Annotated in this window: 24 protein-coding genes, 1 tRNA gene, 1 pseudogene and 1 other annotated feature; of the genes and pseudogenes, 7 read left to right on the forward strand and 19 right to left on the reverse strand. The window is 28.4% G+C overall.

Annotation, left to right across the window (positions count from 1 at the left end; all coding sequences use genetic code 11):
* Positions 1-328 precede the first annotated feature (328 nt).
* From RH99_RS10500 to RH99_RS10520, 5 genes are all read right to left on the reverse strand, one after another.
* A complete protein-coding gene (locus tag RH99_RS10500) occupies positions 329-661 on the reverse strand; it encodes an accessory gene regulator B family protein (RefSeq protein ID WP_010237564.1) in 333 nt (110 codons plus the stop codon).
* A gap of 995 nt (positions 662-1,656) precedes the next feature.
* Entirely contained in the window at positions 1,657-2,031 is a 375-nt protein-coding gene (locus RH99_RS10505; RefSeq protein WP_010237566.1) for a hypothetical protein, read from the reverse strand.
* Positions 2,032-2,153: 122 nt separating this feature from the next.
* Positions 2,154-3,266, reverse strand: a complete 1,113-nt coding sequence (locus tag RH99_RS10510) for an HlyD family secretion protein (RefSeq protein ID WP_010237567.1) — start codon at positions 3,264-3,266, stop codon at positions 2,154-2,156.
* A complete protein-coding gene (locus tag RH99_RS10515) occupies positions 3,253-3,750 on the reverse strand; it encodes a hypothetical protein (RefSeq protein ID WP_010237568.1) in 498 nt (165 codons plus the stop codon). The genes RH99_RS10510 and RH99_RS10515 overlap by 14 nt, the downstream gene beginning before the upstream one ends.
* Entirely contained in the window at positions 3,737-6,004 is a 2,268-nt protein-coding gene (locus RH99_RS10520; protein ID WP_026038468.1) for a peptidase domain-containing ABC transporter, read from the reverse strand. Before RH99_RS10520 ends, RH99_RS10515 begins: the two co-directional genes overlap by 14 nt.
* Before the next feature lie 289 nt (positions 6,005-6,293).
* Here RH99_RS10520 and RH99_RS20080 point away from each other — a divergent pair.
* Positions 6,294-6,503: pseudogene (locus RH99_RS20080) on the forward strand (IS110 family transposase); the annotation flags it as partial.
* 2 nt (positions 6,504-6,505) lie between these two features.
* Here the strand turns inward: RH99_RS20080 and RH99_RS19235 are convergent.
* From RH99_RS19235 to RH99_RS10530, 3 genes are all read right to left on the reverse strand, one after another.
* Entirely contained in the window at positions 6,506-6,682 is a 177-nt protein-coding gene (locus RH99_RS19235; RefSeq protein WP_158511946.1) for a hypothetical protein, read from the reverse strand.
* A gap of 81 nt (positions 6,683-6,763) precedes the next feature.
* Positions 6,764-7,312, reverse strand: a complete 549-nt coding sequence (locus tag RH99_RS10525) for a hypothetical protein (protein ID WP_138990660.1) — start codon at positions 7,310-7,312, stop codon at positions 6,764-6,766.
* Between the two features lie 260 nt (positions 7,313-7,572).
* The gene (locus RH99_RS10530; RefSeq protein ID WP_010237574.1) at positions 7,573-8,115 is read right to left on the reverse strand and encodes a hypothetical protein; all 543 of its coding nucleotides are present in this window, start codon (positions 8,113-8,115) and stop codon (positions 7,573-7,575) included.
* A 234-nt stretch (positions 8,116-8,349) separates the two neighbouring features.
* Between RH99_RS10530 and RH99_RS10535 the strand changes: the two genes are divergently transcribed.
* Positions 8,350-8,425 (forward strand) — tRNA-Gln (locus RH99_RS10535).
* A 218-nt stretch (positions 8,426-8,643) separates the two neighbouring features.
* Positions 8,644-8,841 (forward strand) — a binding site (T-box leader).
* A gap of 87 nt (positions 8,842-8,928) precedes the next feature.
* A complete protein-coding gene (gene leuS / locus RH99_RS10540) occupies positions 8,929-11,358 on the forward strand; it encodes a leucine--tRNA ligase (protein ID WP_010237577.1) in 2,430 nt (809 codons plus the stop codon).
* An 82-nt stretch (positions 11,359-11,440) separates the two neighbouring features.
* Here leuS and RH99_RS10545 read toward each other — a convergent pair whose 3' ends face one another.
* Together RH99_RS10545 and RH99_RS10550 are read right to left on the reverse strand one after the other, a co-directional pair.
* A complete protein-coding gene (locus tag RH99_RS10545) occupies positions 11,441-12,562 on the reverse strand; it encodes a Ger(x)C family spore germination protein (RefSeq protein WP_010237580.1) in 1,122 nt (373 codons plus the stop codon).
* Positions 12,559-13,962 carry a spore germination protein gene (locus RH99_RS10550; RefSeq protein WP_010237583.1) on the reverse strand — a complete coding sequence of 468 codons (1,404 nt, stop codon included), beginning with the start codon at positions 13,960-13,962 and terminating at the stop codon, positions 12,559-12,561. Before RH99_RS10550 ends, RH99_RS10545 begins: the two co-directional genes overlap by 4 nt.
* Positions 13,963-14,092: 130 nt before the next feature.
* On the opposite strand from RH99_RS10550, the gene RH99_RS10555 reads away from it, so the two are divergent.
* Positions 14,093-15,175 carry a GerAB/ArcD/ProY family transporter gene (locus RH99_RS10555; RefSeq protein WP_010237586.1) on the forward strand — a complete coding sequence of 361 codons (1,083 nt, stop codon included), beginning with the start codon at positions 14,093-14,095 and terminating at the stop codon, positions 15,173-15,175.
* Between the two features lie 164 nt (positions 15,176-15,339).
* Here the strand turns inward: RH99_RS10555 and yjbM are convergent, their stop codons facing one another.
* Positions 15,340-16,134: a GTP diphosphokinase gene (gene yjbM, locus RH99_RS10560; RefSeq protein ID WP_010237588.1), complete on the reverse strand. Its 795-nt coding sequence runs from the start codon at positions 16,132-16,134 to the stop codon at positions 15,340-15,342.
* 335 nt (positions 16,135-16,469) lie between these two features.
* Here yjbM and RH99_RS10565 point away from each other — a divergent pair, with 335 nt between their 5' ends.
* Entirely contained in the window at positions 16,470-17,351 is an 882-nt protein-coding gene (locus RH99_RS10565; RefSeq protein ID WP_010237590.1) for a DUF2225 domain-containing protein, read from the forward strand.
* Positions 17,352-17,410: 59 nt separating this feature from the next.
* Here RH99_RS10565 and RH99_RS10570 read toward each other — a convergent pair whose 3' ends face one another.
* The 6 genes from RH99_RS10570 to RH99_RS10595 form a co-directional block, all read right to left on the reverse strand.
* The gene (locus RH99_RS10570; protein ID WP_010237592.1) at positions 17,411-18,103 is read right to left on the reverse strand and encodes a metallophosphoesterase; all 693 of its coding nucleotides are present in this window, start codon (positions 18,101-18,103) and stop codon (positions 17,411-17,413) included.
* 45 nt (positions 18,104-18,148) lie between these two features.
* Entirely contained in the window at positions 18,149-18,430 is a 282-nt protein-coding gene (locus tag RH99_RS10575; RefSeq protein WP_010237594.1) for an EscU/YscU/HrcU family type III secretion system export apparatus switch protein, read from the reverse strand.
* An 11-nt stretch (positions 18,431-18,441) separates the two neighbouring features.
* Positions 18,442-19,770: a hypothetical protein gene (locus RH99_RS10580; protein ID WP_010237596.1), complete on the reverse strand. Its 1,329-nt coding sequence runs from the start codon at positions 19,768-19,770 to the stop codon at positions 18,442-18,444.
* Positions 19,771-20,068: 298 nt separating this feature from the next.
* Positions 20,069-21,289 carry a tyrosine--tRNA ligase gene (tyrS, locus tag RH99_RS10585; protein WP_010237599.1) on the reverse strand — a complete coding sequence of 407 codons (1,221 nt, stop codon included), beginning with the start codon at positions 21,287-21,289 and terminating at the stop codon, positions 20,069-20,071.
* Positions 21,290-21,495: 206 nt separating this feature from the next.
* The gene (locus RH99_RS10590) at positions 21,496-22,644 is read right to left on the reverse strand and encodes an AlbA family DNA-binding domain-containing protein (RefSeq protein WP_010237602.1); all 1,149 of its coding nucleotides are present in this window, start codon (positions 22,642-22,644) and stop codon (positions 21,496-21,498) included.
* A 23-nt stretch (positions 22,645-22,667) separates the two neighbouring features.
* Positions 22,668-23,753, reverse strand: coding sequence for a sensor domain-containing diguanylate cyclase (locus tag RH99_RS10595; protein ID WP_010237605.1), 1,086 nt, complete (start codon positions 23,751-23,753; stop codon positions 22,668-22,670).
* 269 nt (positions 23,754-24,022) lie between these two features.
* Between RH99_RS10595 and RH99_RS10600 the strand changes: the two genes are divergently transcribed.
* Complete coding sequence (locus RH99_RS10600) at positions 24,023-24,187, forward strand: zinc-ribbon domain-containing protein (RefSeq protein ID WP_010237608.1); 165 nt, start codon at positions 24,023-24,025, stop codon at positions 24,185-24,187.
* 37 nt (positions 24,188-24,224) lie between these two features.
* On the opposite strand, the gene RH99_RS10605 is transcribed toward RH99_RS10600, so the two are convergent.
* Positions 24,225-24,794 carry an ECF transporter S component gene (locus tag RH99_RS10605; RefSeq protein WP_010237610.1) on the reverse strand — a complete coding sequence of 190 codons (570 nt, stop codon included), beginning with the start codon at positions 24,792-24,794 and terminating at the stop codon, positions 24,225-24,227.
* Positions 24,795-25,239: 445 nt separating this feature from the next.
* Between RH99_RS10605 and RH99_RS19240 the strand changes: the two genes are divergently transcribed.
* On the forward strand, positions 25,240-25,395 hold the full coding sequence (locus RH99_RS19240) for a hypothetical protein (protein WP_158511947.1): 156 nt from the start codon (positions 25,240-25,242) through the stop codon (positions 25,393-25,395).
* A gap of 260 nt (positions 25,396-25,655) precedes the next feature.
* On the opposite strand, the gene RH99_RS10610 is transcribed toward RH99_RS19240, so the two are convergent.
* Entirely contained in the window at positions 25,656-26,498 is an 843-nt protein-coding gene (locus RH99_RS10610; RefSeq protein ID WP_010237612.1) for a GHMP family kinase ATP-binding protein, read from the reverse strand.
* Between the last annotated feature and the right edge of the window lie 490 nt (positions 26,499-26,988).

The following is a 26,988-nucleotide window of genomic DNA, read 5'->3' on the forward strand; positions in this document are numbered from 1 at the left end:
ACACGTAGTATATATCTTATTCTAAATTCATGTATATCTAAATTTAGCATTAAAACACATATAAGTAATATACTTCCTAACATCTTGATACATAATTGCATATTTTACAAGTTTCTCCTTAAATTCAATTTATCTCACTATATTGTAACACATTATGACAAAATAACCTAATATTAAAATAAAAAATAAAAGTGAAACAAACTACATTTAGTCTATTTCACTGCTCCCATTATCTTATATAAAATCTTTCATATTACTATTGCTTCAATTTAAATAAGAATGCTTTTCAGTATCAGCTGGTGCATATTTATACAAAAGAAACTCATAATCATAAATGATATAAAACTATATAATTATTCAATTCTATAAAACAGCCTAAGTAAGCTCCACAAACAAACATCATTAATGATATTATAGTACATACTATACTGTCTTTAGCATGAAATCCAAAAGCATTTCTTCTCATAATTACAAAAATTATTATCATAAATGCTGTTTCTTTTAGCAAATTAAAATACACTGATACTGACATTATTACTATTAACTTAGATATATTAATTAGGAGTATTTCTATTCCTAGTTTCATTTTCTGAAGTTCTAGACCTTCTTTATTTAAATGTCTATTCAATTTTAAAACAATACTTTCTGATATTTTTTCCATAGAATTTTATCAACTTTCTGTTTTTTATTATTTTGTATAATAAATTAAATTATGCCAATTCCTCGCTATTTAAAAAAATTAGTTCACTTTATCTTACCAAATCTATCTGAAATTATTTTATGAGTAGAAAGAGTTGGTGCTAGAAATAATGCCTCAAATAACCACATTGCAAAATTATAACTTGAAGTATTAATATATATTACTCCTTCTGAAATAAATAAAATAATTAAACAAATTAAAAATGTAATATTATCACGTAAATATGTTTTTATAAATTTTTTCGTTCTTTATAAATTAAATTTAAAGTATAGAATGTAATGTATAAATAAACTAAAAATATTATTATTATAATTAATAATACTGCTATTCTATATCTTTCTCCTAAAAATCTAACTGCTAGTCCTGTCAAAAAACAATACACAAAAAATAATCTTACAATATCCAATACTATATATAACGTACAAAATATTCTGCATTAGTTATTGAAGTATAAGATGAAGGTAGTTAGAAATCACTGTAAAGTTTGATTTATCTAAATCAATGAAATTAAGATTTAGAAATACTATATATGTTATATATGTTACAAATTTTACAAGATAGTCTAAACACTGTTATAACACTGTATTCAAGCAACAATGTAGTAATATTTATGCGTTATATATAATATCATCCACTACTTATTTTCTATGTTATTTCTTAAATTAGTTATTAGAGGTATCTCGAGCTACCTCTAATAACTAATAATCAAACTTTATTCCAAATGGAAGTTCTCTTATATATCTAATCTCGGTCTCTTTCAACATTTATTATAATTAAATTACTTAGAAATATTATTAACTTTATTTATAAAATCTACTACCAATAATACTAATAAAAATTATTGTTGAAATTAATGCCACAGTTCTATTTAAAAACCTACTTAAAATAAAACACATTATTATTCCTATTAAGAACAATAATAAACATCTAATAACTATTTTTGTATTCATATTTCATTACATCGCTAAAGTTATTTGATTATCAAACCCTGAAATTGCTCTCAAAGCCCAGTAATCACCTGAATAATATTTCGAATTTATATAATAAAAGTCATTTTTTAATAACCCATTTGAAGCTACTGCTCCTAAAATACCTGCTAGACCTGGAATTACAACTGTTGATAATCCGCCAGTGATTCCTGCTGCTGCTAAAGCTGCTGTTGCTGCTGCGGTTGCTCCTACTCCAACAACTGCATTTATAACACTTCTAGATATTCTAAATGTAATATAACCATACCATCCATAGTCAGCTCCTCCACCATCAACATACTCCATTTCCTCTCTCTCTATTTCAACATAATTCATTGGTAATTGTAATGCCATTGTACTCATTTAAAATACCCCTTTCTTTTTTCATCATTTTATTATTTTTAAAGTATATATTAAAAACATTTACAGCAATCACAGATATCTCGAGCTAACTGTGGTTAACTATATATACCTATAAAAGCTAATTAATCAAATTTTATTCCAATCTGTTCTAAAAAGTATTTCATGTAAGTAATCTTTTCATATTTAACTCTTGTTTCTGTTACCATTCCCAATGTTAAGTTCACCTTTTCACCTTTTTTGTCTTTAAGAAAAGTCTTTTCTGGTTTTACTTTTACATTAAAATATATGTTGCCTTTTTCACTGTTCACAGTGGCATCCTGATCTATACTTATTACTTTTCCATTAACTGTTCCATATTCAGCCTGGTTTAACCCTGACACTGCCAACGATACTTCATCTCCAAGCTCTATTCTTGGTCTGTCACTAGAAGGTACAGATACATCAATAATCAATCCTTCTTCATTATTACTAATACTTCCCAGTAGATTGCCAGCCTGCAGTACCATTCCCTTAGTTATAGGTGCATTCAAATGTATTTTTCCTGTTTTAGGGGCTGTTATTTTATATGCACCAATACTATTTTCTAAAGCAGATTTTTGAGCTTCTAATTTGCTCTTATCTGCTTGAAGCTGACTTTTTTCAGTTGTAAAACTCATAATTGTATCATAATAAAGTTCATTTAATTTTGTCTTTTGACTTTCCTTTGCCTGCTTTATCTGATCATCTGTATAGCCCTGCTTTTTTAGGCTCTGTTCATCTACTGCATACTCACCCTTTTTAGCATAATTATTTAGCAATCTATTATAAAATTCAATTTCATCAGAATTATTTTTGTCAAAATCATTTGTTCCCTTTGAAGCGTATTTTTCTCCTCTTGTCAATAGTTCTATTCGTTTATTATCATAATCTATTTGCTTATTTACCTGTTCTAACTGTAGATTTGAATCCTCAGGTCTCAATGTTAAAAGTACATCTCCTTCTTTTACATCCTTTCCCTCGTTTACATATACATCCTGTATTGCAGCAGATATATTTGACATAACATTGACTTTATTTTCTGTCGTTACTACTCCCTGTCCCTTTACTACATAAGTTTTAATGGATTTATCTGCCCATATTAAAAAAACTGCTAAAAGAGCTACTACTAGTAAAATTATATATACCATGAATCTTGGAGGATTCTTATCATAGAGAACTCTACTGTCGGTTATTTCTTGTAAATCATATACCTTCAATAGCTTGTCCTCCATTTTGTAGTTCCATAAATACGTCTGCTACAATATTATCCTCATCTTTATTTACAAATACTGTATAGCTGTCTCCCTTTAATTTGATGTCTTTTTCAAAGGCATATAAATTTAATTTAGAATAAGCATACTGAAGATTTTCTTCTTTTTCTGTAAATCTTGCAAAGAGGCAATTACTAACTCTTACCTGTGATTTAAACTCATAGGGTTTCTCTATATTATTTATAGGATTTTTAAGCTGGGTTATAAGCTTTAATTTTATTCTTATTTGTCCCTTTTCATCACCTTCTGCAAAAGTATAATTAACCATTGGGCCTAAATGTGAATTTCCCTTTGATTTTATGTAACTATCCATCATATAGCTTATTTGATCTACATCCATTAATTCACTTTCATTTATTTCTCTTATAAGTACATTATTAAGCTTAAGAATTTTCTTCTCCTTAACTATTATTTTCTCAATGGTATTCAAATTCTTCACCCTCTTCAAAATTTTCTATGCTATCTGTATTTTCTTTTATACTTGTATCTTCAATTTCTTTTTCACTAATATTTTTATCTGGAGCTTTTATTTCACCTACCTGGCTTACATAGAGTCTGTAATAATATCCTTTTCCTTTAAGCAATTCTTCGTGATTACCCTTTTCAACCACTTTCCCCTTATCCAGCACATATATTATGTCACAATTTCTAATGGTAGAAAGTCTATGGGCAATAATAAGCATGGTCATATTTTTGACTTTTACAAAAAGTGTGTTATAAACTTTAGCTTCGCTTATGAAATCCAGATTACTGGTAGCTTCATCAAGAATTAAAAAATCAGTTTTCTTTATAAAGGCTCTAGCCAAAGCTACTCTCTGCCTTTCTCCTCCTGAAAGTCCACCTCCTGCTTCCTCTAAAAAAGTATCATATTTTCCTGGAAGCTTTTCTATAAATGAACTGCAGCCTGCTGCCTCGCAAGCCTGCTTTACTTCTTCATAAGTATAGTTTTCTACACCTAAAGCTATATTTTCTTTTATACTACCTGAAAACAATTCTATATTTTGTGGTACAAAGGCAATATTCTTTCTCAAATTGTTAATATCCAATTCTTCAATATCATAATCAGCTATATTTATTTTTCCTTCCTCTGGTGTATAGTATTTTAGTAGTAATTTTGAAATAGTTGTTTTACCACTTCCGGACTCTCCTACTAAAGCAACCTTTTTTCCCTTTGGTATTTCTATACTCACATCCTTAAGTACTGGTGGTCTGCTTCCATACCTAAAAGTAATATTATTAAGTCTTATATCTCCATCAATCTTATGAAGCTTTAATTTATTTACCTCTTCCTGTTCTTTATCTACTTCATATATTTCTGATATTCTTTTAAGTGATATGCCTGCTTCCTGTATGCTGAGCTGCAGACTTATCAGTCTTCCTATGGGCCCCATAAAATAGCCTGTAAGTGAGGTAAATGCCATAAGACTTCCTAATGTTATCTTCCCATCAATGACCATGGTGGCTCCTAAATACATAAGCACCATATTCCCTATATTTGATACTGCTGAAGAAATTGAACCCTGAACATTTGAAAGTACCCCTTCTCTAAATGCAATTTTTAAATTTTTTACATATTCTGTTTCTAATTTTTCTAAATTTTTATCTTCTGCTGCATTAACCTTTACAGTTTCTATACCCTTTAAGCTTTCAATTATATGACTGTTAAGACTTGCTTCTGCTTCCATCTGCTGAAGATTAATTGTCTTATAAGGTCTTTTAAAAACATATATTAGTGCTGCACTTATGATTGTAAGTATTATAACCACTACAAAAAGTGTATTGTTCATTATGTATAATATTATTGCAGAGGCTATTGCCAGAATAATATCTATTATCAATGACAGCGATGCAGAGGTCAAAATATCTTGTATGGTAGAAGCATCCCTAAATCTTGTGAGAATATCTCCTACTTTTCTTGAAGCAAAGAATCTCATTGGAAGCTTGTATACATGTTTAAAGTATCCAAGCAGTAATGAAATATTTATCTTTTGAGACAAATATAAAAGCATTTGCTGCCTTATAGCAGAAACTAATATTTGAGTTATTGCTATTATGGAAAATCCTATAGTAAAGACAATAAGTTGGTTCTTAAGACTATAAGGAAGAATTTCATCCATTAAAATCTTGTTAAAAAATGAAGATGCAATTCCCAGCACTGTAAGTATTACTGATGCAATAATACTGTATATAAATAAGGCTTTCTGTGGAAGTAGTATTTCTATAAACTTTGACAGCATATTTTCCTTTTTATCCTTCTTAACACTAAACTCATAGTTTGGAATAAGTAAAAGAAGTATTCCATCAAAAGCCTTAAAAAAATCATCAATACTTTCCTTTTTAATTCCCTTACCAGGATCTAATACTATAATCTTGTCCTTTTTAACTTTATGAATAACTACAAAATGACTAAGTCCCTCCTTTGTAATTAAATGTGCAACGGCAGGAAGAGTATACTTACTCTTAAAACCTTCTCTGTCTACTCTAATTGCCTTAGTGTCAAAGCCTAATTTTTTGGCACCATCTTCCAAGCCCCTTAGTGTAGTTCCTCTAATGTCTGTATCTAAAATATCTCTTAATTTTGTTATTGTTATTTCCTTCTTATAATACATGCATACAGTTGCAAGACATGCAGCTGCACAATCTGTGGCATCATGCTGTTTAACTAAATATTTTTTGTATCCCAAAGCATCCTCTTCCTTTACTTTAAGTTTTGCCTTATAATTAAGGTAGTATAAAACTTTACACATAAAAAACATAAATATAGACAACTTATTTTTAGATAATTCATGTAAATCCAATAAAAAAGTATCTATTTTTACTGGACAATATTTGTTGTTAAATAGTATGTTCATATGGTACCTTATTTTGTGTATTTTTTGTGAATATTGTAATAAACGATTGTTTTTTTGTCTTAAACGTATATTTATTGTTCATTTTTAAATAAAAATAAAGATCAGAATCTTTTTTAATTCTGATCTTTATCTAACCGCTCCATCTTTTAAAAACATTTTCTCCGCCATCACTATAATGTCAGAGATTGGTGTCAATATGGAGGCTTTCCTTCAGCGAAACACTTTCATTGTTGGTCTTACATCAACCAACAATGAAAGTGCAGGCAAGAAAAAATCTGTCCGGGTTTCCAAGGTGGGGTATTATATCAAACCGTTTTTAGTAAAATGTGCTAACTATGATATATTTTTTTTTCTATATGTAGCTACTAAAATATTAATACTTGTTAAAACTCCAGCCACTATATAACCAACTATTTTCCCCGTTGTAGAAATATCAAAAATATACATTGCTACTATTCCTAAAATTATCAAAACATAACATATTAATACTTGAATCCATATTTTTTTCAAAATGCTATCCCCTATCATGAATTAGTAATGTGAGAGATACTTGCAATGGAATAGACCATGGAGCTGCATAACTATAAAAATTTATTTCTGCCTACCAAACTCTAAAATCAACTCAATTTTTTTATCTTTTCCTCCTTTTATATCTAAGTTTGAATTTGTAAACTCTTTTATATTTTTATAGATTTTAATAATATCTTCACTTATGCCATCACAAGAATAATCTAGTTGATTAATTAACTTAATACTAATTTTATTTTTATCTCTTTTTATCCATATAAATAGAACACCAATTTTTGCTGTATATTTTTTATTTTTAAGTATCTGAAAAACTTCTTGAAATTTATTATTTATAATTTCTAATTCTTTATCACTAAATTCTTGTGGAAAAAAGTATACGTGTATTTTCTTCCACATATTTTGAGTATTAATCAAGTTATTTACATTATTCCCTCTATTGTCATGCTTCGCTCTGAATAACATAAAAATAGATATCAAGCTAATAGATAAGCAAGCCTGCTTTATGTTATCTTCTTTTACATCATACAGTATTAATAAAAAAAGAATTGTTGAAAATATTATAATGTTTATTAAAAGCATAGGCTTTAAATAATTTACCCTGTGTTTTTTCATAAAATCATAAGTTATGTATATGAAGATAACAAATATCAAAGCAATAAAAAAATATATATTATTTATATCAAAAATTTCATATCTTTAAAATAATCCATCATAAAAAATCCCCTTCAGTTTTATCTCTTTTATTACATCAGCTCTATAATCCTTTCTTTTATTTCTCTAGCTGATGTAAAATCATTTTCTATTTCATAAACTTTTCCTTTCTTTTTTCTTTGAAAATATTCAATTACAAAAGAAATTTTCAAATAATATTTCTATCTTAAAACATTATTTAATATAAATATACTCATAGCACAAATTAAAACAATTGCCAGTATAATACCTAAAATTATATTCCACATAAAATCCTCATTTGCAGTTTTAGACTTTTTCATAATGAGTTTACCTATATAGTTTATTAATACAATTAAAATAATAACAACTACTACTCCAATTATTAAATATTCTTTCATATATTCAGTAGAATAGACTCTTTTTATATCTGTATATTTTGAAACTTTTATCTGCATTAAACCATCAAATATAAGTATAAAAAAGAGAATATATTGCATAGCAATGTTTATTTTTCTTTTCTTCTTTATAAATTTATCACCTTTTTTAATATAAACATTGTACATTGAAGGATTCATAAATTTTAAATATCTATCATAATATACAGGTTTATATGTAAATACTATAGCTTGTATCAGAATTCCCGTTGCTAATATGATTGTTGTAACACCGATTCCTACTGTGCTGTACAACAATATGGCAATTATAAATAATAATATCATTACTAAAAAACCGTTTTTACTCATTCAACATAACTTCCCTTCCATATAATGTATACATGGGTAAATAGATTATCCCTTGTTATATATAAATTATAATTCATTCACATAGTTGTAATTTATAGTATCATATCATAGTTAATCTTTGTTGATATTGTAGTAAAAGCTTAATTTTTAGTCCTAAACGTATTTTATTTAAACTTTTCTGTAATATTATATTGACATTTATGAAAAAACTGTTAGAATATTAATTGTTGCTGATGCCCTATAGCCAAACTGGTAAGGCACCTGATTCTGGTTCAGGCATGTGTGGGTTCGAGTCCTGCTAGGGCAGCCAAAAAAGCTAAGATTTTTTAATCTTAGCTTTTTATTTTTATTTTTTGATTATTTCAGTTATTTATATATAAAATATTAAACTCTACAGAAATGAAAGAGTAACTCATTGTAATTAAAACTTAGGCATAGCAATATCTTAATCAATGGATTTTTAAATCAAACTAGTATTGACAATATATAACTTATAGTTTATAATTCTATAGCGTAAGTATATTTTTATATTTTGCTTTGAACAAGAGTAGTAATATTGTACTCATCTAAAGAGAGCTGTTTATTGCTGAAAAACAGTGATGATAATATATGAACTCACTTGGGAGCATTACTACCAAAATGTAGTACGGTTAAAACCGTTATATTACAAAGCGAGGTTCTTACCTAAGTAGAGTGGTACCACGGAGTTTAACCTTCGTCTCTTTTTTGAGATGAAGGTTTTTTTATTTATCTACATAAGATAATTTATTAATTATGAGATATTACATACAAGATATTGAGGAGGTCATCTAATTGGGAAATTACAGTACTAAAATTGATGAAAAATGGCAAAAGATATGGGAAGATAAAAAACTTTATAAATTTGATGAAAGCAATACAAAGGAAAAATTATATGTTCTTGAAATGTTTTCATATCCTTCTGGAGCAAAGCTTCATGCTGGCCACTGGTTTAACTATGGTCCAGTAGATTCTTGGGCACGATTTAAGAAAATGCAGGGATACAATATATTTCAACCAATGGGTTTTGATGCCTTTGGTCTACCTGCTGAAAACTATGCAATAAAAACAGGAGTTCATCCAAAAGACTCAACTCTTAAGAACATAGACACTATGGAAAAACAGCTGCGTGCAATGGGTGCAATGTTCAACTGGGATCACGAAGTTGTAACTTGCTTTCCTGACTACTACAAGTGGACTCAATGGTTATTTTTAAAGCTTTATGAAAAAGGATTAGCTTACAGAAAAAAAGCTCCTGTTAATTGGTGCCCTAGCTGTAATACAGTGCTTGCAAATGAGCAGGTAGTAGACGGTGGTTGTGAAAGATGTGGAACTGAGGTTGTTAAAAAAGATTTAACACAGTGGTTCTTAAAAATTACTGATTACTCCGATGAACTTTTAGAAAAACTAGATGATTTGGATTGGCCAGAAAAGACAAAAGCTATGCAAAGACATTGGATTGGTAAATCAAAGGGAGCTGAAGCTACTTTTAAAGTAGATAATAGCGATGTTACCTTTGATGTATTTACTACAAGAGTAGATACCCTATTTGGAGTTACTTACGTAGTTTTAGCTCCTGAAAGTCCATTAACAGATAAAGTTACTACTGCGGAATACAAAGAGGCCGTAGAAGAATATAAAGTTCAATCAGCAAAACAATCTGATATAGAAAGACAATCTTTAACAAGAGAAAAAACTGGTGTATTCACTGGTTCTTATGCTATAAATCCCGCTAACGGTAAAAAGGTTCCTATTTGGGTAGCTGACTACGTACTTGCTACTTATGGAACAGGTGCAGTTATGGCAGTTCCTTCTCACGATGAAAGAGATTTTGCCTTTGCAACAAAATATAATCTACCAATAATAAGAGTAGTTGAAGGTGGACATTCTCTTCCCTACACAGAATATGGCACACTTGTAAACAGTGGTGAATTCAATGGTCTATCAGGAAAAGAAGCTAAAGAAGCTATAGTAAATCTATTGTCTTCAAAAAAACTAGGTCATTGGAAAGTTAACTACAGACTTCGTGACTGGCTTGTTTCAAGACAAAGATATTGGGGTGCTCCTATTCCTATAGTTTACTGTGAAAAATGTGGAACTGTCGCTGTACCAGAGGAACAACTTCCTGTAGAGCTTCCTTATGACGTGGAATTTGCTCCAGATGGTAAGTCACCTCTTGCAAAAAGTGAGAAATTTGTAAATACAACTTGTCCACACTGCGGTGGACCAGCTAAAAGAGAAGTTGATACTTTAGACACCTTCGTATGTTCTTCTTGGTATTATTTAAGATATGCAGATAACAAAAACAGTGATAAAGCCTTTGATCCAGAAATAATAAATAAAATGCTTCCTGTTGATAAATATGTAGGTGGACCAGAACATGCATGTATGCATCTTTTATATGCAAGATTCGTTACAAAAGCCTTAAGAGACATGGGATATTTAAACTTTGACGAACCTTTTCTTTCACTGAGACATCAAGGGTTAATACTTGGACCAGACGGACAAAAGATGAGTAAATCTAAAGGGAATACAATTTCACCTGACGACTACATAAAAGAATATGGTGCTGACGTATTCAGACTATATCTAATGTTTGGTTTTGACTACACTGAAGGTGGTGCTTGGAGTGATGATGGAATAAAGGCTATCTCTAAATTTGTAGATAGAATTGAAAGAGTATTACATCAATCTACTGAAAATACATCTAATACAAAAACTACTATGGATAAAGCTGAAAAAGAATTAAATTTTATAAGAAACTTTTCCATAAAGGGTGTATCAGAAGATGCCGAAAAATTCCAATTCAATACGTGTATAGCAAGAATAATGGAATTCACAAATGCACTTTCAAAATACGTTAACGAAGATAAAAAGAATGCTGAATTCTTAAAACAATGTATTAATGATTTTATTAGGATTCTCGCTCCATTTGCTCCTCATTTTTCTGAAGAGATGTGGCTTAATATAGGAAATGACTTTTCAGTATTCAATGAACCTTGGCCAAAATTTGATCCAAAGGCATTAATTAAAGATGAAGTGGAAATAGCAATACAGATAAATGGTAAAATCAAGACAAGAATTAATATATCTTCTGATTTAAAAGATGCTGCAATCAAAGAAACAGCATTAGATGATGATAGCGTTAAAAATGCTATTGAAGGTAAAAATGTTGTAAAAGTAATTGTAATCAAAGGTAGACTAGTTAATATAGTTGTAAAATAATATTAAAAAAAATATTGCATATGTTCATCTGATAATTTGTAGTCTTAAGAGCATTTATCAGTACATATGCAATATTTTTTGCTTATTTTTGGTATTCTCTAATTCTTCCTGGGCTATCTATAAATACTTTTGGCTTTATTTCCATATTAGTATGCTCTATTATGTCATTAGTATATTTCATTCCCTTGTCACCGTATTTATTTTCAACACTTTGACCAAGCATAAAAATATCCAAATTTCTCTTTTTATATTTATTAAATATATTTAGACAGGAATTAATTAAATTAGTTTCTGCTCCTTTTCTTATTTCTTCTAATTGATCATCTGTTAAGTCCATATACTTTTGAACTTCAACAATTCTAGCTTTTATATTCATCTGTTTTGTAACATTTATATTTTTACCATTTACATTTACATCAGTATCAGTTTTACTATTTTCTATTGCTAAAGATATATACTTGGTCTTATCACGTGGATCAGCAACCTCCATAGATCCTCTTGATATGGCATTAATCAGAAAATTATAAGCCTCTCCTTCTGATTGTGGAAGCATTTCAACTAATTTATCCTTCTTCATTATAGCCCCACCATTAACTACAAGAGCGGGCTTTGGTTCATTATTATCTATTTTTAATACTGTTAGCACATCTGTCTTGCTTGGTGCTAGTCTCCTTGACGAATATCTATTAAGTGTAGATTGAACTGCCCTTGGACTGCTCCTTACATTTCCTATCAAATCCCATATAAATAGTCCTATAAATTGTTCTCCTTCAAAATTTCCCTTTGCAAGTCTTTGTACATCACCATCATATACAAGTATATAAGGTTTTATTATGGCGCTTGTATCCCTTCTAAAAATATCAAGATAACTTTCTATACCTTGTGCAGCAGCCTTTTTTGTATATATTATAGCTTTATTTTGAGTATAGTTTATTTCATAGCTAGATGCCAAATTTATATCATTTAAGGCTTCATATGCAGTTTTACCTGTTCCCTTTAAGACAATTCTCTGACCTGTTTCTGCAGCTTTTGATGTAGCTCTCAAAGATTTAAAAATTTCCAGATATATAACTGGTTTATTATCTTCATCTATATCAAATATTACTGAAGTTACAAAAACTACATTATTTATATCTACATAACTGTAACAACCATTTAAGAATATGGATGCAACTAGGAATAAACACATAAACATTTTTTTCATTTTTTACCATCCTCATTCGTAAAATCTTTGGATATGGAATCTAAATCATCTCTTAAAATGATATCTCTAAAATCAAATTTTTTAATAGTACCCATTGGGAATAGATATCTAAATCCACAACTCTTTAATCCTGCTAATTCAGATATCATTAAAATTATTCCAACGAAATATCCCGGTAATCCAACTATACTAGACATTAGTATTAGAATAATTGCCCAAAAGCTTATTGCCCCATAAATTTTAGGCGTCAAAAATGAAGCTATTGATGTTAAAGCTACAATGATTATTGTAATTTCAGATGCGAATCCAGCACTTACAGCAGATTGACCTAGAATTAAAGCTCCAACAATACTCATGGCCTGACCTACTGGTTGCGGTAATCTTACACCAGCCTCTCTTAGTATTTGGAAGAAAAATATCATCACAAGTACTTCTACTACCATAGGAAATGGTACACCTGCTCTAGATATAGAAAGTCTAAATACAAATACAGATGGTATTAATGAAAAGTGATGAGTAGTTAAAGCAATATAAAGTCCTGGTAAAAGTAAAGAAATTAAATAACCTAACCATCTTAATATTCTTAAAAAATTAGTCATATACTTATTTAGATAGTAGTCATCTGGCATTTGAAAATTTTCATAAAAAAAGTATGGTGCTGTAATAACAAAGGGAGTTCCATCCACTATAACTGCTACTCTTCCTTCGAATAATTTAGAAGTTACCACATCTGGCCTTTCAGTGTAGCCTATAGTATCATAAAATGTACCCTTTTCTTTTAATTTCTCTTCTATATAATTTGTATCCAGTAAAAAATCCACATCCATATTCTTCAATTCTTTTCTTATTTGAGAAACCAATTTATCACTGGCTACTCCTTTAATATAACTTAATATTACAATGGAATCAGATTTCTTACCTATATACATACTTTCAAATTTTAAATCTGCATTTCTAGCCTTTCTTCTTATAAGTGAAATGTTATCAACAAAAGCTTCTGTAAAACCTTCTCTTGGACCTTTTATAACACTTTCTGTAATTGGTATACCTACTGATCTTCTATTCCAGCTCTTTGCTTCACAAAATATTAGTCCTTCATAAAAATCAGAAATTATAACTACATCTCCCGAAAGTATATGAAGCAGTACATCATGACTTGTATCTATATTTCCTATAGAATTAGCAAATAAAATACTTTTCTTTATATCATCTGCAGTCTCAATATTTTCTCTTTCCTTTATAATGGGTTCAATTATATATTGACTTATAAACTTAGCATCTGATAAATTATCAATAAATGTTATAAGTATAGAACCTTTTTTACACTTCAGCTCCCTAAATTTTACATCTACATTATCCTTAAGCTTTTCTTTTATAAATGTAATATAATCCTCATTCATATTATCACCTACCTTATTTTTTTCTAAATCTTGAATAAATTTCATTGGATATCAAATAATACAATCAAGTAGAAAGGTTTTAATATTAGTATGGATTTTTCTAAATACTTTATACAAGAGAGGTAATATTATGGATAAATTTAATGGTACTCATCTAATTTTTATTTTATGTGGAATAGCTATAGTTTCAATGAAAACTTATCCTACTGTTTATACTCAATTTGGTGGCAGAGATTCCTGGATAGCTGTTATTTGCTCAGGAGTAATTTTATTCTTATTCGCTTACATGATTATAGGTATATCTAAAAAAAACAATAAATATAATATGTGCGATATCTACCATATTGCTGTAGGAAAAATACTGGGTAATATACTTATTGGATGTTTCATATTAACTCTATTTTTTACTTTAATAGAATGCACATCCATTGAAGCAAATTCAATGCATGTAAATATGTTATCCAATACACCACCATGGTTCTTCACCATATTCTTTGCGATTCCTGCTCTATACACCTTCAGTAAGGGTAAAAATTCAATAGTTATTGTAACTGTAATTGGAATTACTTTAGTAACTATTTCAGGAACTAACTTAGCCATACTTACATCCAAATATAAAAATTATAATTTTCTTCTTCCTATTATGGAACATGGTATAACAAAAAATTTTATTATATCAATAATAAAAAGCTTAGCTCTCTTCAGTTTTTTTTCCGTGATATTACCCTTTTTAACTGAACTTAAAGATAAAAGAACTGTAAAAAAATATATAACTATAGCTCTTATATTTATTGTTCAAATGGAAGTAGTTTCCACCGTAGGGATTATAGCAACCTTTGGAACTTCTCGTGCAAATACAATATATTATCCAAAGTTAATTCAAACTCAACTTGTAAATTATTGGGGGTTCTTAGAGAGTGGAGAATTGTATGTATTGCTACAGGTAATTGCAGGCTGGTACATGAAATATGTTTTAACTCTTTTTTCTATGAAGTTAATATTAAAAAAATTAAATATAAAAAATAAAATTTATACCTATTTAGTAACAGTATTAGTTATAATAGCTGCAATTTTCTTTTCTAGAGATTCTATATTACTTTTCAAAGCAGTAAATATATTTCTTTATATTTCATTAGCTAATTTTATTATTATACCAACTATAGTTTATATAATATTCAATTTTAGAAATAAGAAAAATTTAAAATCTGAGTAATAAAAAAAGTTAGGCTTACATATTGATTATAAGTATCCTAACTCTTTTATATTAATGGTATTGTAAAAATAATGCTTAATTTATATATAAGTTATAATTAAAATTTCATCTTTGACAAAGTAATTATCCTTAATATAGATAATTTTTAACAAGTATTATCTATATTAAAATTGTTTAAGTATATCTATAGAATTTTCTATAGATTCAAGTAAGCTATTTAGTTCAAATACATCTCCTTCTTCGAGTAATTTGTTTAGTTGATTCCTATAGTAAGCAGCTTCTGTCAACTTATTCATCGAAGACAACACAAGTATATCATTTACAATATCTGAAATTAAATTTGATTTAACTTCAAATAACTTTTGAGCATCTTTTATCTCATCTTTTATTTCAAGCATCTGACCATCTAGTTGAAATGCAGCATCTGCGGCATTTTTAAGCTTTTCTCTTATCTCTACTGGTATATCGTGTTTGTATTTGTAATTTAAAGAATGTTCAATAGTTGCCCAAAAATTCATAGCTAAAGTTCTTATCTGTATCTCTGCTAATATCTCTCTTTTTCCTTCAGCTAAATTTAAGGGATATTTTACAATCATATGATAACTTCTATATCCGCTATCCTTTACATTGTTTATATAATCTTTTTCATTTATTACAAGCATATCCTGCCTTTGCCTAATTAAATCTGCTACACGCTCAGTGTCATCTACAAACTGGCACATTATTCGTATTCCAGCTATATCCTCCATATAACTATCAATTTCATCTAAGGTTAAGTTAAGTTTTTTAGCCTTTTCCAGAATACTAGATATTTCTTTTACCCTACCAGTAACAAACTCAATGGGGGAATATTCATTCCTTTTTCTATATTCTTTTCTTATACTTCTAATCTTTACTTTTAATTCGTCTACCGCTTGACTGTAGGGAATTAAAAATGTCTTCCATTTAACCATAGCCACCAAAATCATCCTTTTCAATAAAAGTTTATGGAAATTTACCCTCAGTAAATTATTATAATATTATATGTTACATTTTTCAATTACATAAGGCATATGAAAATAAATAGTAAGTCAAAGATGCGACGTATATTTTGAAGCCTACAAGGAAATAGGTTCTTCAGATAGTGAGCTATCTGAGGGTTCTGTTCACGTGGTAGGATTCAAAATAGACTAGCATAATGACTAGTTATTTATTTGAATATGCCTAAAACATTAATTTAATTTTTCAAATATCCTGTGTTTCACTTATTTTTTTGATATAATAAATTTTAGTTATTAACAATGGAGGTACTTTTATGGATAATAATATTTTTTCAGGTTTAGAGAATTTAGGATTCACAAATGCTGATAATTTAAATATATATGAAAAAAAAGAAGAAAATAAAAATCAATTAAATACTCCCAAAGGTGGTAAAATTGATCCTAATAATCTACTATATGATAAAACCATTACTTGCCCTATATGTGGTAATATTTTCAAAGCAAGATCTGTTAAAACTTCTTCTTATAGGATAATTAATAAATCCAGCGATTTTTTTATTAATTACAGCATAATCAATCCTTATTTTTATGATGTTTGGCTTTGCAATTCCTGTGGATATGCAGCTATGAAAACAGACTTTCCTAAAATAAAAGAATCACAAAAAGAACTTATACAAAAACATATCACTGCAAAATGGAATTCTAAAAGCTATCCTTCTGTATATGATATAAATATAGCTATTGAAAGATATAAATTATCACTTTTAAATTACACTATATTCTATTCTCCTTCAAGCAAAAAAGCTATGAACTGTTTAAAAATAGCTTGGATGTATAGATTACTTGGACAAACTGAAAATGAAGAATTATTTATAAAAAATGCCATTACAGGCTTTAATGATGCTTATATAAATGAAAGTTTTCCCATATATACTATGGATAAATTCACCATGATGTATCTAATTGGAGAACTTAATAGACGTATTGGAAATTTTGATGAAGCATTATTATGGCTTAGCAACGTTATAACCAGTTTAGGTATAAGTCAAAAGCTTAAAAATATGGCAAGAGATCAAAAAGACTTAATAGTTGATGCTAAAAAATCTAGTACAGATTCTCAGTCAATATCAGAGAACCTTAAAAATATTAAAATCCAGAAGCCTAAGAAAAAAGGTTTTTTCTCAAGATTCTTTTAATTTAAAAATATCACTGTACAATAAACAATTTTTGAAAATAATATTACCCTAATAAAAAATCATGGTAATATTTTTATTGGGGTAAAATTTATATAATCACAAGAAGTAATTATATATTCTAATTTATTCTTCTCTACTACTGCTTTTATCCTCTGAAGTGAAGCACCATGTAAATGTCCATAAATAACCTTTTCCACTGGATATTCTTCTAGCAAAGAAGTCATAGCATTGTCTTCTCCTCTCTCACTAAAAGGTGGAAAATGAACCATTACTATTATTTTCTTATATCCTTTATTAATAGCAGCATCTAGAGATAATTTCAACCTTATAAGTTCCCTTTTATATATTTTTTCATCATGCTCTGTAAAATTTTCGAAAGTTGGATTATTCCAACCTCTTGTTCCACATATAGCATAATCTAAATATGCAAAAAAATTATTCTGTATAAAATTCATATCATCATAAAGCTTGTTGAGTTTAGTTATAGAAGTCCAAAAATAATCATGATTTCCTTTAATAAAGATCTTAGTTCCTGGTAGAGAATGAATCCATTCTAAATCCTTTATTCCTTCCTCCATATGCATAGACCAAGATATATCTCCTGCAACTATTACTGTATCTTCTTCCCTTATCATGCTAATCCAATTTTCTTTTATCTTTTCATCGTGTTTATACCAATTATCACCAAAAATATCCATTGGTTTATCTCCACTTAAGGCTAAGTGAAGATCTGAGATAGCGTATAAAGCCATAAATTCACCTCCTCTTTATATTTTGTGTACAATATATTTACCTTCTTATTTATTTGAAGATGATTCATTTACATTTTCATCTAATTCCATAACGTAGTTTATTATTTCTGCAGCTATTTCATATAATTCTACTGGTATCTTATCACCTATATCCACATTTAATAATAAATCTGCTAACTCCTTATTATACACTATAGGAACTTTATTTTCATCAGCATTTTCTATAATTTTATCTGCAATTATTCCCATTCCTGCTGCTGTGACTACTGGTGCCTCATAACCTTTATCATATTTTAGGGCAGCTGCTTTTTTTCTTTCATAAACCATTCTTTCTCACCCTATACCCTTCTATCTAAATTACTAGTATACTCATTATTAAAAAAACTTCTACAACTTACTATATCTACTTCGCTTTCTTTAGGTTTCACTTTTAAATTAACTATATAGCCCATGTTTGCTATCTTATTTGATAGGTTAACTTTAGCTAATTCTAAAAGTTTAGTCCACTTTTCTTCCGACTTTATATCTATATTGAGATTTTTATTATTTATGGTTATGAACGTATCTATTATACCCATATTTATAGTCTTAATGGATGCTATTAGCTTTACATTTTTTGAATCTATTTTCTTTCCACTCTTTCTATCATCTTTAAGGATAAGTTTAAAATCATAATTATTGTTTTTAAAATTTAAAGGTACATCCAAATAATAATACCCCTCTGATATTAAATTAAACAATTTCATATCATTTATATTGTTTCCAACTATACTTAATATTTTCTCAAAACTTTCTCCATTTAAATTTCCCTTGCTTATCAAATCCTTAATAGTATCTTTCATTTCATTAATCTTTGATTTTATTTCATTGATTACGTCTTTATTTAACTTATTACTCAATGCCTTGTTTAGATTACTATTCATTTGTTTATTACCATTGTTTTCCATAAGCTTATTTAAAGTTTCTTTTATACTTCCTAGTTCCTTATAAATGACCGAATCCTGCTTAAAAAGCTTATTAAAACTCTTTATATTATCCCCATTAACCTCTATTCCATTTTCAATAAATGAAGCTAATTCTTCTGGATTAATTCCTTTTAATCCTTTAAAGAAACTTTCTAATAATTTTTTTGCTTCTTTTCCCTTTTCGCTATTTTTATCTATACTATTTTTATCCATATATTGATTTATAAATTCTTCAGCTTTAATAGGATTTTCAATTATACTATCTTTAAATTTCATAATAGATTTTACATTTTGGATATTCTCCTTTGTAAGTGGTATATTATGATTTAGCAAGGACTTTAATATACTGTAATCTTCTTCACTTTCATTATTATTTATATAGTCCTTTAAAATATCCTGCTGTGAATTAATAGTTTTAGAATTACTACTATCATCTGCCGGCATCATTTTAATCTTTATCTTTCCATCTTCATAACCTTCCACAATAAATTTACTAAGGCTATTTACATTATAATTTATATTATTTGTGAGCTTTGCACTAAACTTCCAGCCATTATTCAGCTTTAAAACAATATCCCCATGTGCATTATTATCATCCACTATTCTAGCTGAAAATACTTCTCCAATTTCAAAACTCAACTTACGAACAGCCTTACTGCCACTATACTGCGAAGGTATGTTGACATTTGATATACCAGCCATTGTAATCCCCCTTCCCCCAAATAAATGTTTAATGGTAAACTTCATTAGATTCTACTATAATATTTTATCATCATATATAATTATTCTTAAATTTTATTCTATTATATATTATCGTCGATTTATTGTATTTTTTCAGCTATTAAATTATCTTATTTAACAGCACACACCATAAACATTTTTGAATCAGATCCAAAGTCTTTTTTCATATTAATTGTTTCTTTACTCTAGGCAAAAAGAGCTGTATAACTCTAAAAAATTTATTTTCTAGAATTATACAGCTCTTTTTAATTATCTTTTCTTATTCTACTACTATCTTATAAAACTTCTTCTTTCCTCTTTTTAATAAAACACTACCATCTTTGAAATCTTCTTCGCTTAGCACTGCATTTACTTCTGTAATCTTAGCATCATTTACTACAATACCACCCTGTTGTATAAGTCTTCTTCCTTCTGACTTTGAAGGTATTATCTTTGTATATAAAAGCGCCTCTAGTAGTGCTCCACCTACCATATCCTTCGTTATAGTAACAGTAGGCACATTACTCATATCTTTTCCACCTGAGAAAAGAGCTTCTGCTGCTTTTTCAGCTTTGCTAGCTTCTTCTTCTCCATGAACAAGCTTTGTTACTTCAAATGCTAATATCTTTTTTGCTTCGTTTATTGCCGCATCCTTTAGGCTTCCAAGCCTTCTTACCTCATCCATAGGAATAAAGGTTAATAGAGAAAGACATTTCTCTACATCGGAGTCATCTACATTTCTCCAATATTGATAGAAATCATAAGGTGTTGTCTTTTCTGGATCAAGCCAAACAGCACCACTTTCAGTTTTGCCCATTTTCTTGCCTTCACTATTAGTAAGAAGTGTGCTAGTCATAGCAAAAGCAGGCTTACTTTCTTTTCTTCTAATAAGTTCCACACCTGAAATCATATTAGACCACTGATCGTCTCCACCTAATTCCATTACACAATTATATTTCTTATTAAGTTGAAGAAAATCATATCCTTGCATAAGCATATAGTTGAATTCTAGGAATGTAAGTCCCTTCTCTAATCTTTGCTTATAACATTCAGCTGTAAGCATTCTATTTACTGAAAAATGTGACCCTACTTCTCTTAAAAAACTTATGTAATTTAAATTCATAAGCCAATCAGCATTATTTGCTAAAATTGCCTTGCCATCACTAAAATCTATAAATCTTCCTACCTGTGACTTTATGCAGTTTACATTGTGTTCAATATCTTCTCTTGTAAGCATCTTTCTCATGTCTGTTTTACCTGATGGGTCTCCAACCATAGCTGTTCCCCCACCCATAAGCACTATTGGTCTATGTCCTGCCTTCTGCATATGTGACATAAGCATAAGGGCTAAAAAGTGACCAACATGCAAACTATCTGCTGTTGGATCAAAACCTATGTAAAAAGTTATTTTTTCCTTTTCAAGAAGTTCTCTTATTTCTACTTCATGTGTAAACTGTTTTATAAATCCACGTTCTATTAAAGTATCTAATACACTCGACAATTAAATCACTCCATAAAGCTAAAATTTTTACCTATTTTATTAGTATATATGTAAATTTAACAATTATCAATAATATACTGTATATAAACTTACTTTTATAATAGAATTTATCTGAATTGATTTTTAAATTATGATTTTAATAATTCGCTAACCAATGTAGATTAAAGATAATTGGTTAGTTCTCTGTTGATACTGAACTTTTATCTTTAGTCTACAAATCTATATACACCTGGAAATATAACTTTAAATATATTATTTTCTAGAGAATTTATAAATATAACTTTACCATGACCCTTAAATGCTCTTTTTACCTTGCTAAATCCCTTACCACTCTTCGCAAATCTACCTTTTTCATCCAATACAACTAACTTTTCATAAATCCACATATTTCTTCTAGTAAAATTAATTTCTCTTAATTCTTTCTCTTGAACCATTATTCCAGGACTTATTATTGAAATATTATTATAATTTAATGAAACTTCAATTTCTCTATAATATATTGTATAATCTCTATATAAAATTACATCTTTTATTACTTCACAGACAGCATTAATGGGATAATTTTTAGGTAATAGCATTGATAAAACTCTTTCAAAGCCATCAAGCATATCTAAAAGATCTCCCTTTATTATATAAACCTCGTCAAAACCATTATCTAATTTATTTATAAGTTTTATCATATTATGTGGCAAAAGTATATTATTATTTTTACAAAAAACCAACGCACCACCTAGAGTTAAACAATAATCTTGTGCTTCACTCTCCTTATATATTATAGAAGAACTAGTAAGCAGGGGTAATTTATTGCTTTCATCAATTTCTATACCTTGAAAATTAAAATACCTTTTTACCAGCTTTTCATCTATAAGATTAATATCGCTATTAATAATTGGGCATGTTTCTATGTTCAACTCCATATTTTCTTGGAGCGCAGATATTAATTCCTGCTTTCTCATAGTGTCTGTAGTAGAACCTCTTCTTACATAAAAAGCGCCATTTTCACGGAGTTGATACGGTTTTTGTGATCCCACATAAATAGTTATTACTGCAATCTTTTTATCTGCTATATTTATAAATTCCAAAGAAATTGGTATTGGTGGATCACATCTCATACTTACAATTTGCTGAATTTGCTCTTCTTGTAAATCTGTATCTTCAATACCAACTATTCTTTTTGTCTTATCCTCTACTCCTATAATTAAATATCCACGCCCACCTCTAGAATTTGCAATAGCGCATATATCCTTAGCAAGCTCTTTTCTTCCAGACTCATACTGCACGTCTATTGTCCTTTTAAAGTCCAGTTTAGGTCCTTCTTCTTTCTTGATTAGATTTTTAGCCTTTTTTACATCCACACAAAACAACTCCGTACACAGTATTAGACACTAATAACTTTGTTTCTACCAGAACCTTTAGCAATATATAGCATTGAATCAGCTATACTTAATACCTTTTGCACTGTATCCCCATTTTGAGGATAATAACTAATACCAAAACTAGCGGAAACAGACTGTTTATTATTTTGATATTCAACTAGATTATTACATATATCTTTTCTCATATTATCTATCCTATTAAATACTTCTTCATGATCCTTAACGTTATTTATATACATCACTATTTCTTCCCCACCGTACCTAGCCAAATAGTCATTATCCTCCATGCTGTTTTTTAAAATATCTACCACCGAAATAAGTACTTTATCTCCAAACTGATGACCATAGGTGTCATTAAATCTTTTAAAATTATCTATATCTAGCATTACAATTCCAAATTCTTCTTTAGATTTTTCCAGCACCTTTTTTTCTACAAGTTTAAAAAAATGTCTTCTATTATATATACCCACAAGTGGATCTCTAATAGAACTTTCTTTAACCTTATTATATAAAAAGTTATTTTCAAGAGCTATAGCAATTTGATTTGCAATAGCTGATATGAATGTTATATGATCATGACTGAAAAAATTAAAAAGTGTATGCTCTACTATTATATAACCTTTAAATTGATCTCTAAGATATATTGGCACTCCTATTATAGAGTGAATATCGACTTCATTCTCGGTGCCTAAAATTATAGCATCCTTGCAATTTACCACAAAAGGTTGTTCATTGTTAAGATTTTTAAAAAATTCATTACTTTCAAAAGCGAATTTACTTTTTTTAATATTTGTAGCTTTAACTATTAAGCTATTTTTATCCTTATCTATCAAACATATAGAAGAATAAGTAACCCCCAATATTCCAATAATCATATCATTGATCATAGGAATAAGATTATCAGCACTTACATTGGAATTAATATATTTACTTACTTCTACAATATTAGTAAGTGAATCTAATTTCTTCTCTAGCTGAGTATTTTTTTCATTCATCATCTGTATTGTATTTTCTGCAAAATTTTGATAAGTTTCAAATTCTTCTTTAAGCCTTAGATATTTAGCTTCAACGTTTTTGTTTTTATCCATTATTACCCACTTTCCCCTTATATCCATATATGTGGTTATATAATGATTATATTTCAAAAACGAAAAAAATAAATCATATATTCCTATTTGTAAAATAAATAATTTAATAATATTGAAATTTTTACTTTATATGATATAATATTCATAGAGTAAATTACTCATAATTTAGTAGGTTAATTATCAAGGTGATTTCAACTCCTCCTTTATCATAGGAGCCAGTTATTATCAAGATACATTATTCCTATGATATTTTCAAGGAGGTTTTTATAATGCCAGATAAGACTATCGTATGTAAAGATTGTGGAAAGGAATTTGTTTTCACTGAGGGAGAACAAGAATTCTACAAAGAAAAAGGATTTGAAAATGATCCAGTTAGATGCCCTGACTGTAGAAGAGCAAGAAAAGCTAACAGAAACAATTTCCACAGAGATTAATAGTAATTAAAGAGAGGACATGCCTCTCTTTTATTTTTTATCTATTTATAATTCTTTTAATATTACTTCTTCTTAGCATCTCACTTATAGGAACTGCTATTAATATTCCAACTATAACCTGTGCAATATCTCCTGGCACATGAGTAGCTTGAATCATAATTGCTTGATTTAAAGGTACATTGGTATAAAAATGCTGTACAAACACTCCAGAAATATAATAACCTGCATTCATCCAAACTCCTGCAACTATAAATGCAAAAATATTGTTAATTATGTTTTCACCCTTATAACTACCTCTGTAAGCAATTACAGCTGCAATGTATCCCATGATTCCCTTTATAAAGAAAGTATAGGGTGCCCACATTGAATAAGGTGATAATAAGTCAAATAAACTCATTCCTATAGCAGCAGCTATAGCTGCCTTCTTTTTTCCAAGCAATACTGCTGCAAGAAATACCATGCTATCCCCTAAATGTACGACTCCCTTATAACCAATTCCTACAGGTACATTAATCATTGCTGTAGCTACATACACTATTGCAGCCATAAAAGCTATTTGCACCATGTCAACAGTACTTACTCTTTTTTTTGTTTGCTTAAATTCCATTCTAATCCCTCCGAATATAAAAATTATAATTTCAAAATTTCTCTTGTATCAATATCAATTATAGATAAAATATATATTAATGCAAATGTACCCATACAATAATAAAATTTCATTGTCCACTCACACATTTTAGGCTATAAATGAATATTAATATCAATTTGGGATAGAATATAATTGATATTGGATAATTTAATAATTTTTGTATTCTAGTCTTATGTTTAATTTATAGAGCTTAATTTTTAAATCATAAGATATAAGGCATGTGAAAATAAATAACAAGTCAAAGATGCGAGGTCTATTTTGAATTATACAAGGAAACAGGTTCTGATGATAGTGGTGCTATCAGAGGGTTCTGCTGACGCAGTAGAATTCAAAATAGGCTAGCATACTGACTAGTTATTTATTTGAATGTGCCTAATATAATTAACTTACTTGGAGGATAAAAATGAAATTTTTACGATGGATAGGCAGTCTTTTTTTATTACTATTTATAGTAAGTATAATATTTAGAGCTGGTAGTAATTTAATAAATGTATTACTTATATTTTCTGGTTGTTTACTGCTTTTAGATATACTTTTTCAAAGAAGAAAATCTATATAGAAATATTATTATATAAGTTGTAATTAAAATTATACATTTAATTAATAATAACTAATAGACGAGATTTAACTCAAATAGCTATTTTATAATGAAGATAATTTATTACTATAAAATTATATATATAATTTTATAGTAATAATATAATAAAACTCTATGTAAAAATAATACGGTATAGGGTTTTATTAATTTCTCACTTTAAAGTTAGTAAATATAATTTAATTAATTGCACTAGAACTTAGCTTTCGTCCATAAGTATCTATTTAATTATAAACATTTTTTATAGTTTTCACTAAATATGTACTATACCCTTTCAATTCATTGTCATTATTATAATTTTTATAATACCTTAACTTCTCAACGTCATCTAATATTATACCCAAACAGTTTCCACTATGGGCTCCTAGTATTCCAATACCATGAACCTTCTTCATTATGTTAAGAATATCCTCTAAAAAATCATATCTAAGTCTATGCTGATTTCTAACTATACTTTCTGTAGAACAAAAAGCTAACTTTTTTAGATTTCTTTCTCTTACTCCTTCAATTAAGTTAGGAATCAAGTCCGAAATATCTTTATGCTGTGGAAGATCTTTTTTATTAAATTCAATTGTATTAATTCTATCTTTACCTTCAAAGATCAATACATAAAACTCCATATAGCTTCCTATTTTTTTCTTAAATCTACCATTTTTATAATCAAACAAAGTCATTTTGTTAAATATAATACTGTCCGTTGGCTCTATTTTTAAACATTCTTCCATAAGTTCTATTTCATTATATTTTCTTTTAAAAAGCTTAATCAAGGCACTATACAGTGCACATAAGTCCGCTGTACTACTAGCAAAGCCTTTTCCTATGGGAATACGAGAGTTTATATATATTTTAAGTGTTTCGGCAAAGGATTCATGTCCCCATCTTTTTAACATATTAAACATAAATTTATATGTCTTATAATTTCTCTGATAATTATAAGTACAGTTATCTTCAAATATCCTTACTTTCGTGTAAAGATTAATAGGACAAGATGTTAATACATCTATACCTTCAATACTACCTTGTACTATTTCCCCTACACTTCCTGGATAATATGCAGTAGATTCCATTTATTATCCGCCCCTATATAAAATTTAGATTTATGTATTATTAAATACATATACCAACACCATTACATTCTATTAAGGCATATGAAAATAAATAGTAAGTCAAAGATGCGACGGATATTTTGAATCATACAAGGAAACAGGTTCTGAGGATAGTGAGCTATCTGAGGGTTCTGTTGACGCAGTAGGATTTAAAATAACCTAGCATACTGACTAGTTATTTATTTGAATGTGCCTAATCTTAGTTTGATTACAACTCTAACTAAGTAGAATCTATTGTATTTTTAATAATCTTAAAATAATTATACTTTATATATATAAAAAAGCCAAAGCTGAATTTAATTTAGGATAGTATTTTTTATTAAATTATATTAAATCATATAAAATTCAATTACTTAAAACAAATATTGGTATAACAAAATTAAGGTATCTTAAAGTTATAAACAACTATCTTTAAGATACCTCAGTTTTTATAGAAATATATCTTCATTTA

This window comes from Clostridium arbusti SL206 (assembly GCF_000246895.1).
Lineage (GTDB): Bacteria > Bacillota > Clostridia > Clostridiales > Clostridiaceae > Clostridium_I > Clostridium_I arbusti.

Bases quoted from the DNA above. Each gene is read 5' to 3' on its own strand.
- RH99_RS10580 (WP_010237596.1), bottom strand. From the start codon at position 19,770: ATGGCTGGTATATCAAATGTCAACATACCTTCGCAGTATAGTGGCAGT.
- RH99_RS10610 (WP_010237612.1), bottom strand. From the start codon at position 26,498: ATGGAATCTACTGCATATTATCCAGGAAGTGTAGGGGAAATAGTACAA.
- RH99_RS10570 (WP_010237592.1), bottom strand. From the start codon at position 18,103: ATGGCTTTATACGCTATCTCAGATCTTCACTTAGCCTTAAGTGGAGAT.
- RH99_RS10565 (WP_010237590.1), top strand. From the start codon at position 16,470: ATGGATAATAATATTTTTTCAGGTTTAGAGAATTTAGGATTCACAAAT.
- RH99_RS19240 (WP_158511947.1), top strand. From the start codon at position 25,240: ATGAAATTTTTACGATGGATAGGCAGTCTTTTTTTATTACTATTTATA.
- RH99_RS10600 (WP_010237608.1), top strand. From the start codon at position 24,023: ATGCCAGATAAGACTATCGTATGTAAAGATTGTGGAAAGGAATTTGTT.
- RH99_RS10555 (WP_010237586.1), top strand. From the start codon at position 14,093: ATGGATAAATTTAATGGTACTCATCTAATTTTTATTTTATGTGGAATA.
- RH99_RS10505 (WP_010237566.1), bottom strand. From the start codon at position 2,031: ATGAGTACAATGGCATTACAATTACCAATGAATTATGTTGAAATAGAG.
- RH99_RS10525 (WP_138990660.1), bottom strand. From the start codon at position 7,312: ATGAAAAAACACAGGGTAAATTATTTAAAGCCTATGCTTTTAATAAAC.
- RH99_RS10595 (WP_010237605.1), bottom strand. From the start codon at position 23,753: ATGGATAAAAACAAAAACGTTGAAGCTAAATATCTAAGGCTTAAAGAA.
- RH99_RS10500 (WP_010237564.1), bottom strand. From the start codon at position 661: ATGGAAAAAATATCAGAAAGTATTGTTTTAAAATTGAATAGACATTTA.
- RH99_RS10550 (WP_010237583.1), bottom strand. From the start codon at position 13,962: ATGAATGAGGATTATATTACATTTATAAAAGAAAAGCTTAAGGATAAT.
- RH99_RS10530 (WP_010237574.1), bottom strand. From the start codon at position 8,115: ATGAGTAAAAACGGTTTTTTAGTAATGATATTATTATTTATAATTGCC.
- RH99_RS10545 (WP_010237580.1), bottom strand. From the start codon at position 12,562: ATGAAAAAAATGTTTATGTGTTTATTCCTAGTTGCATCCATATTCTTA.
- RH99_RS10605 (WP_010237610.1), bottom strand. From the start codon at position 24,794: ATGGAATTTAAGCAAACAAAAAAAAGAGTAAGTACTGTTGACATGGTG.
- RH99_RS10575 (WP_010237594.1), bottom strand. From the start codon at position 18,430: ATGGTTTATGAAAGAAAAAAAGCAGCTGCCCTAAAATATGATAAAGGT.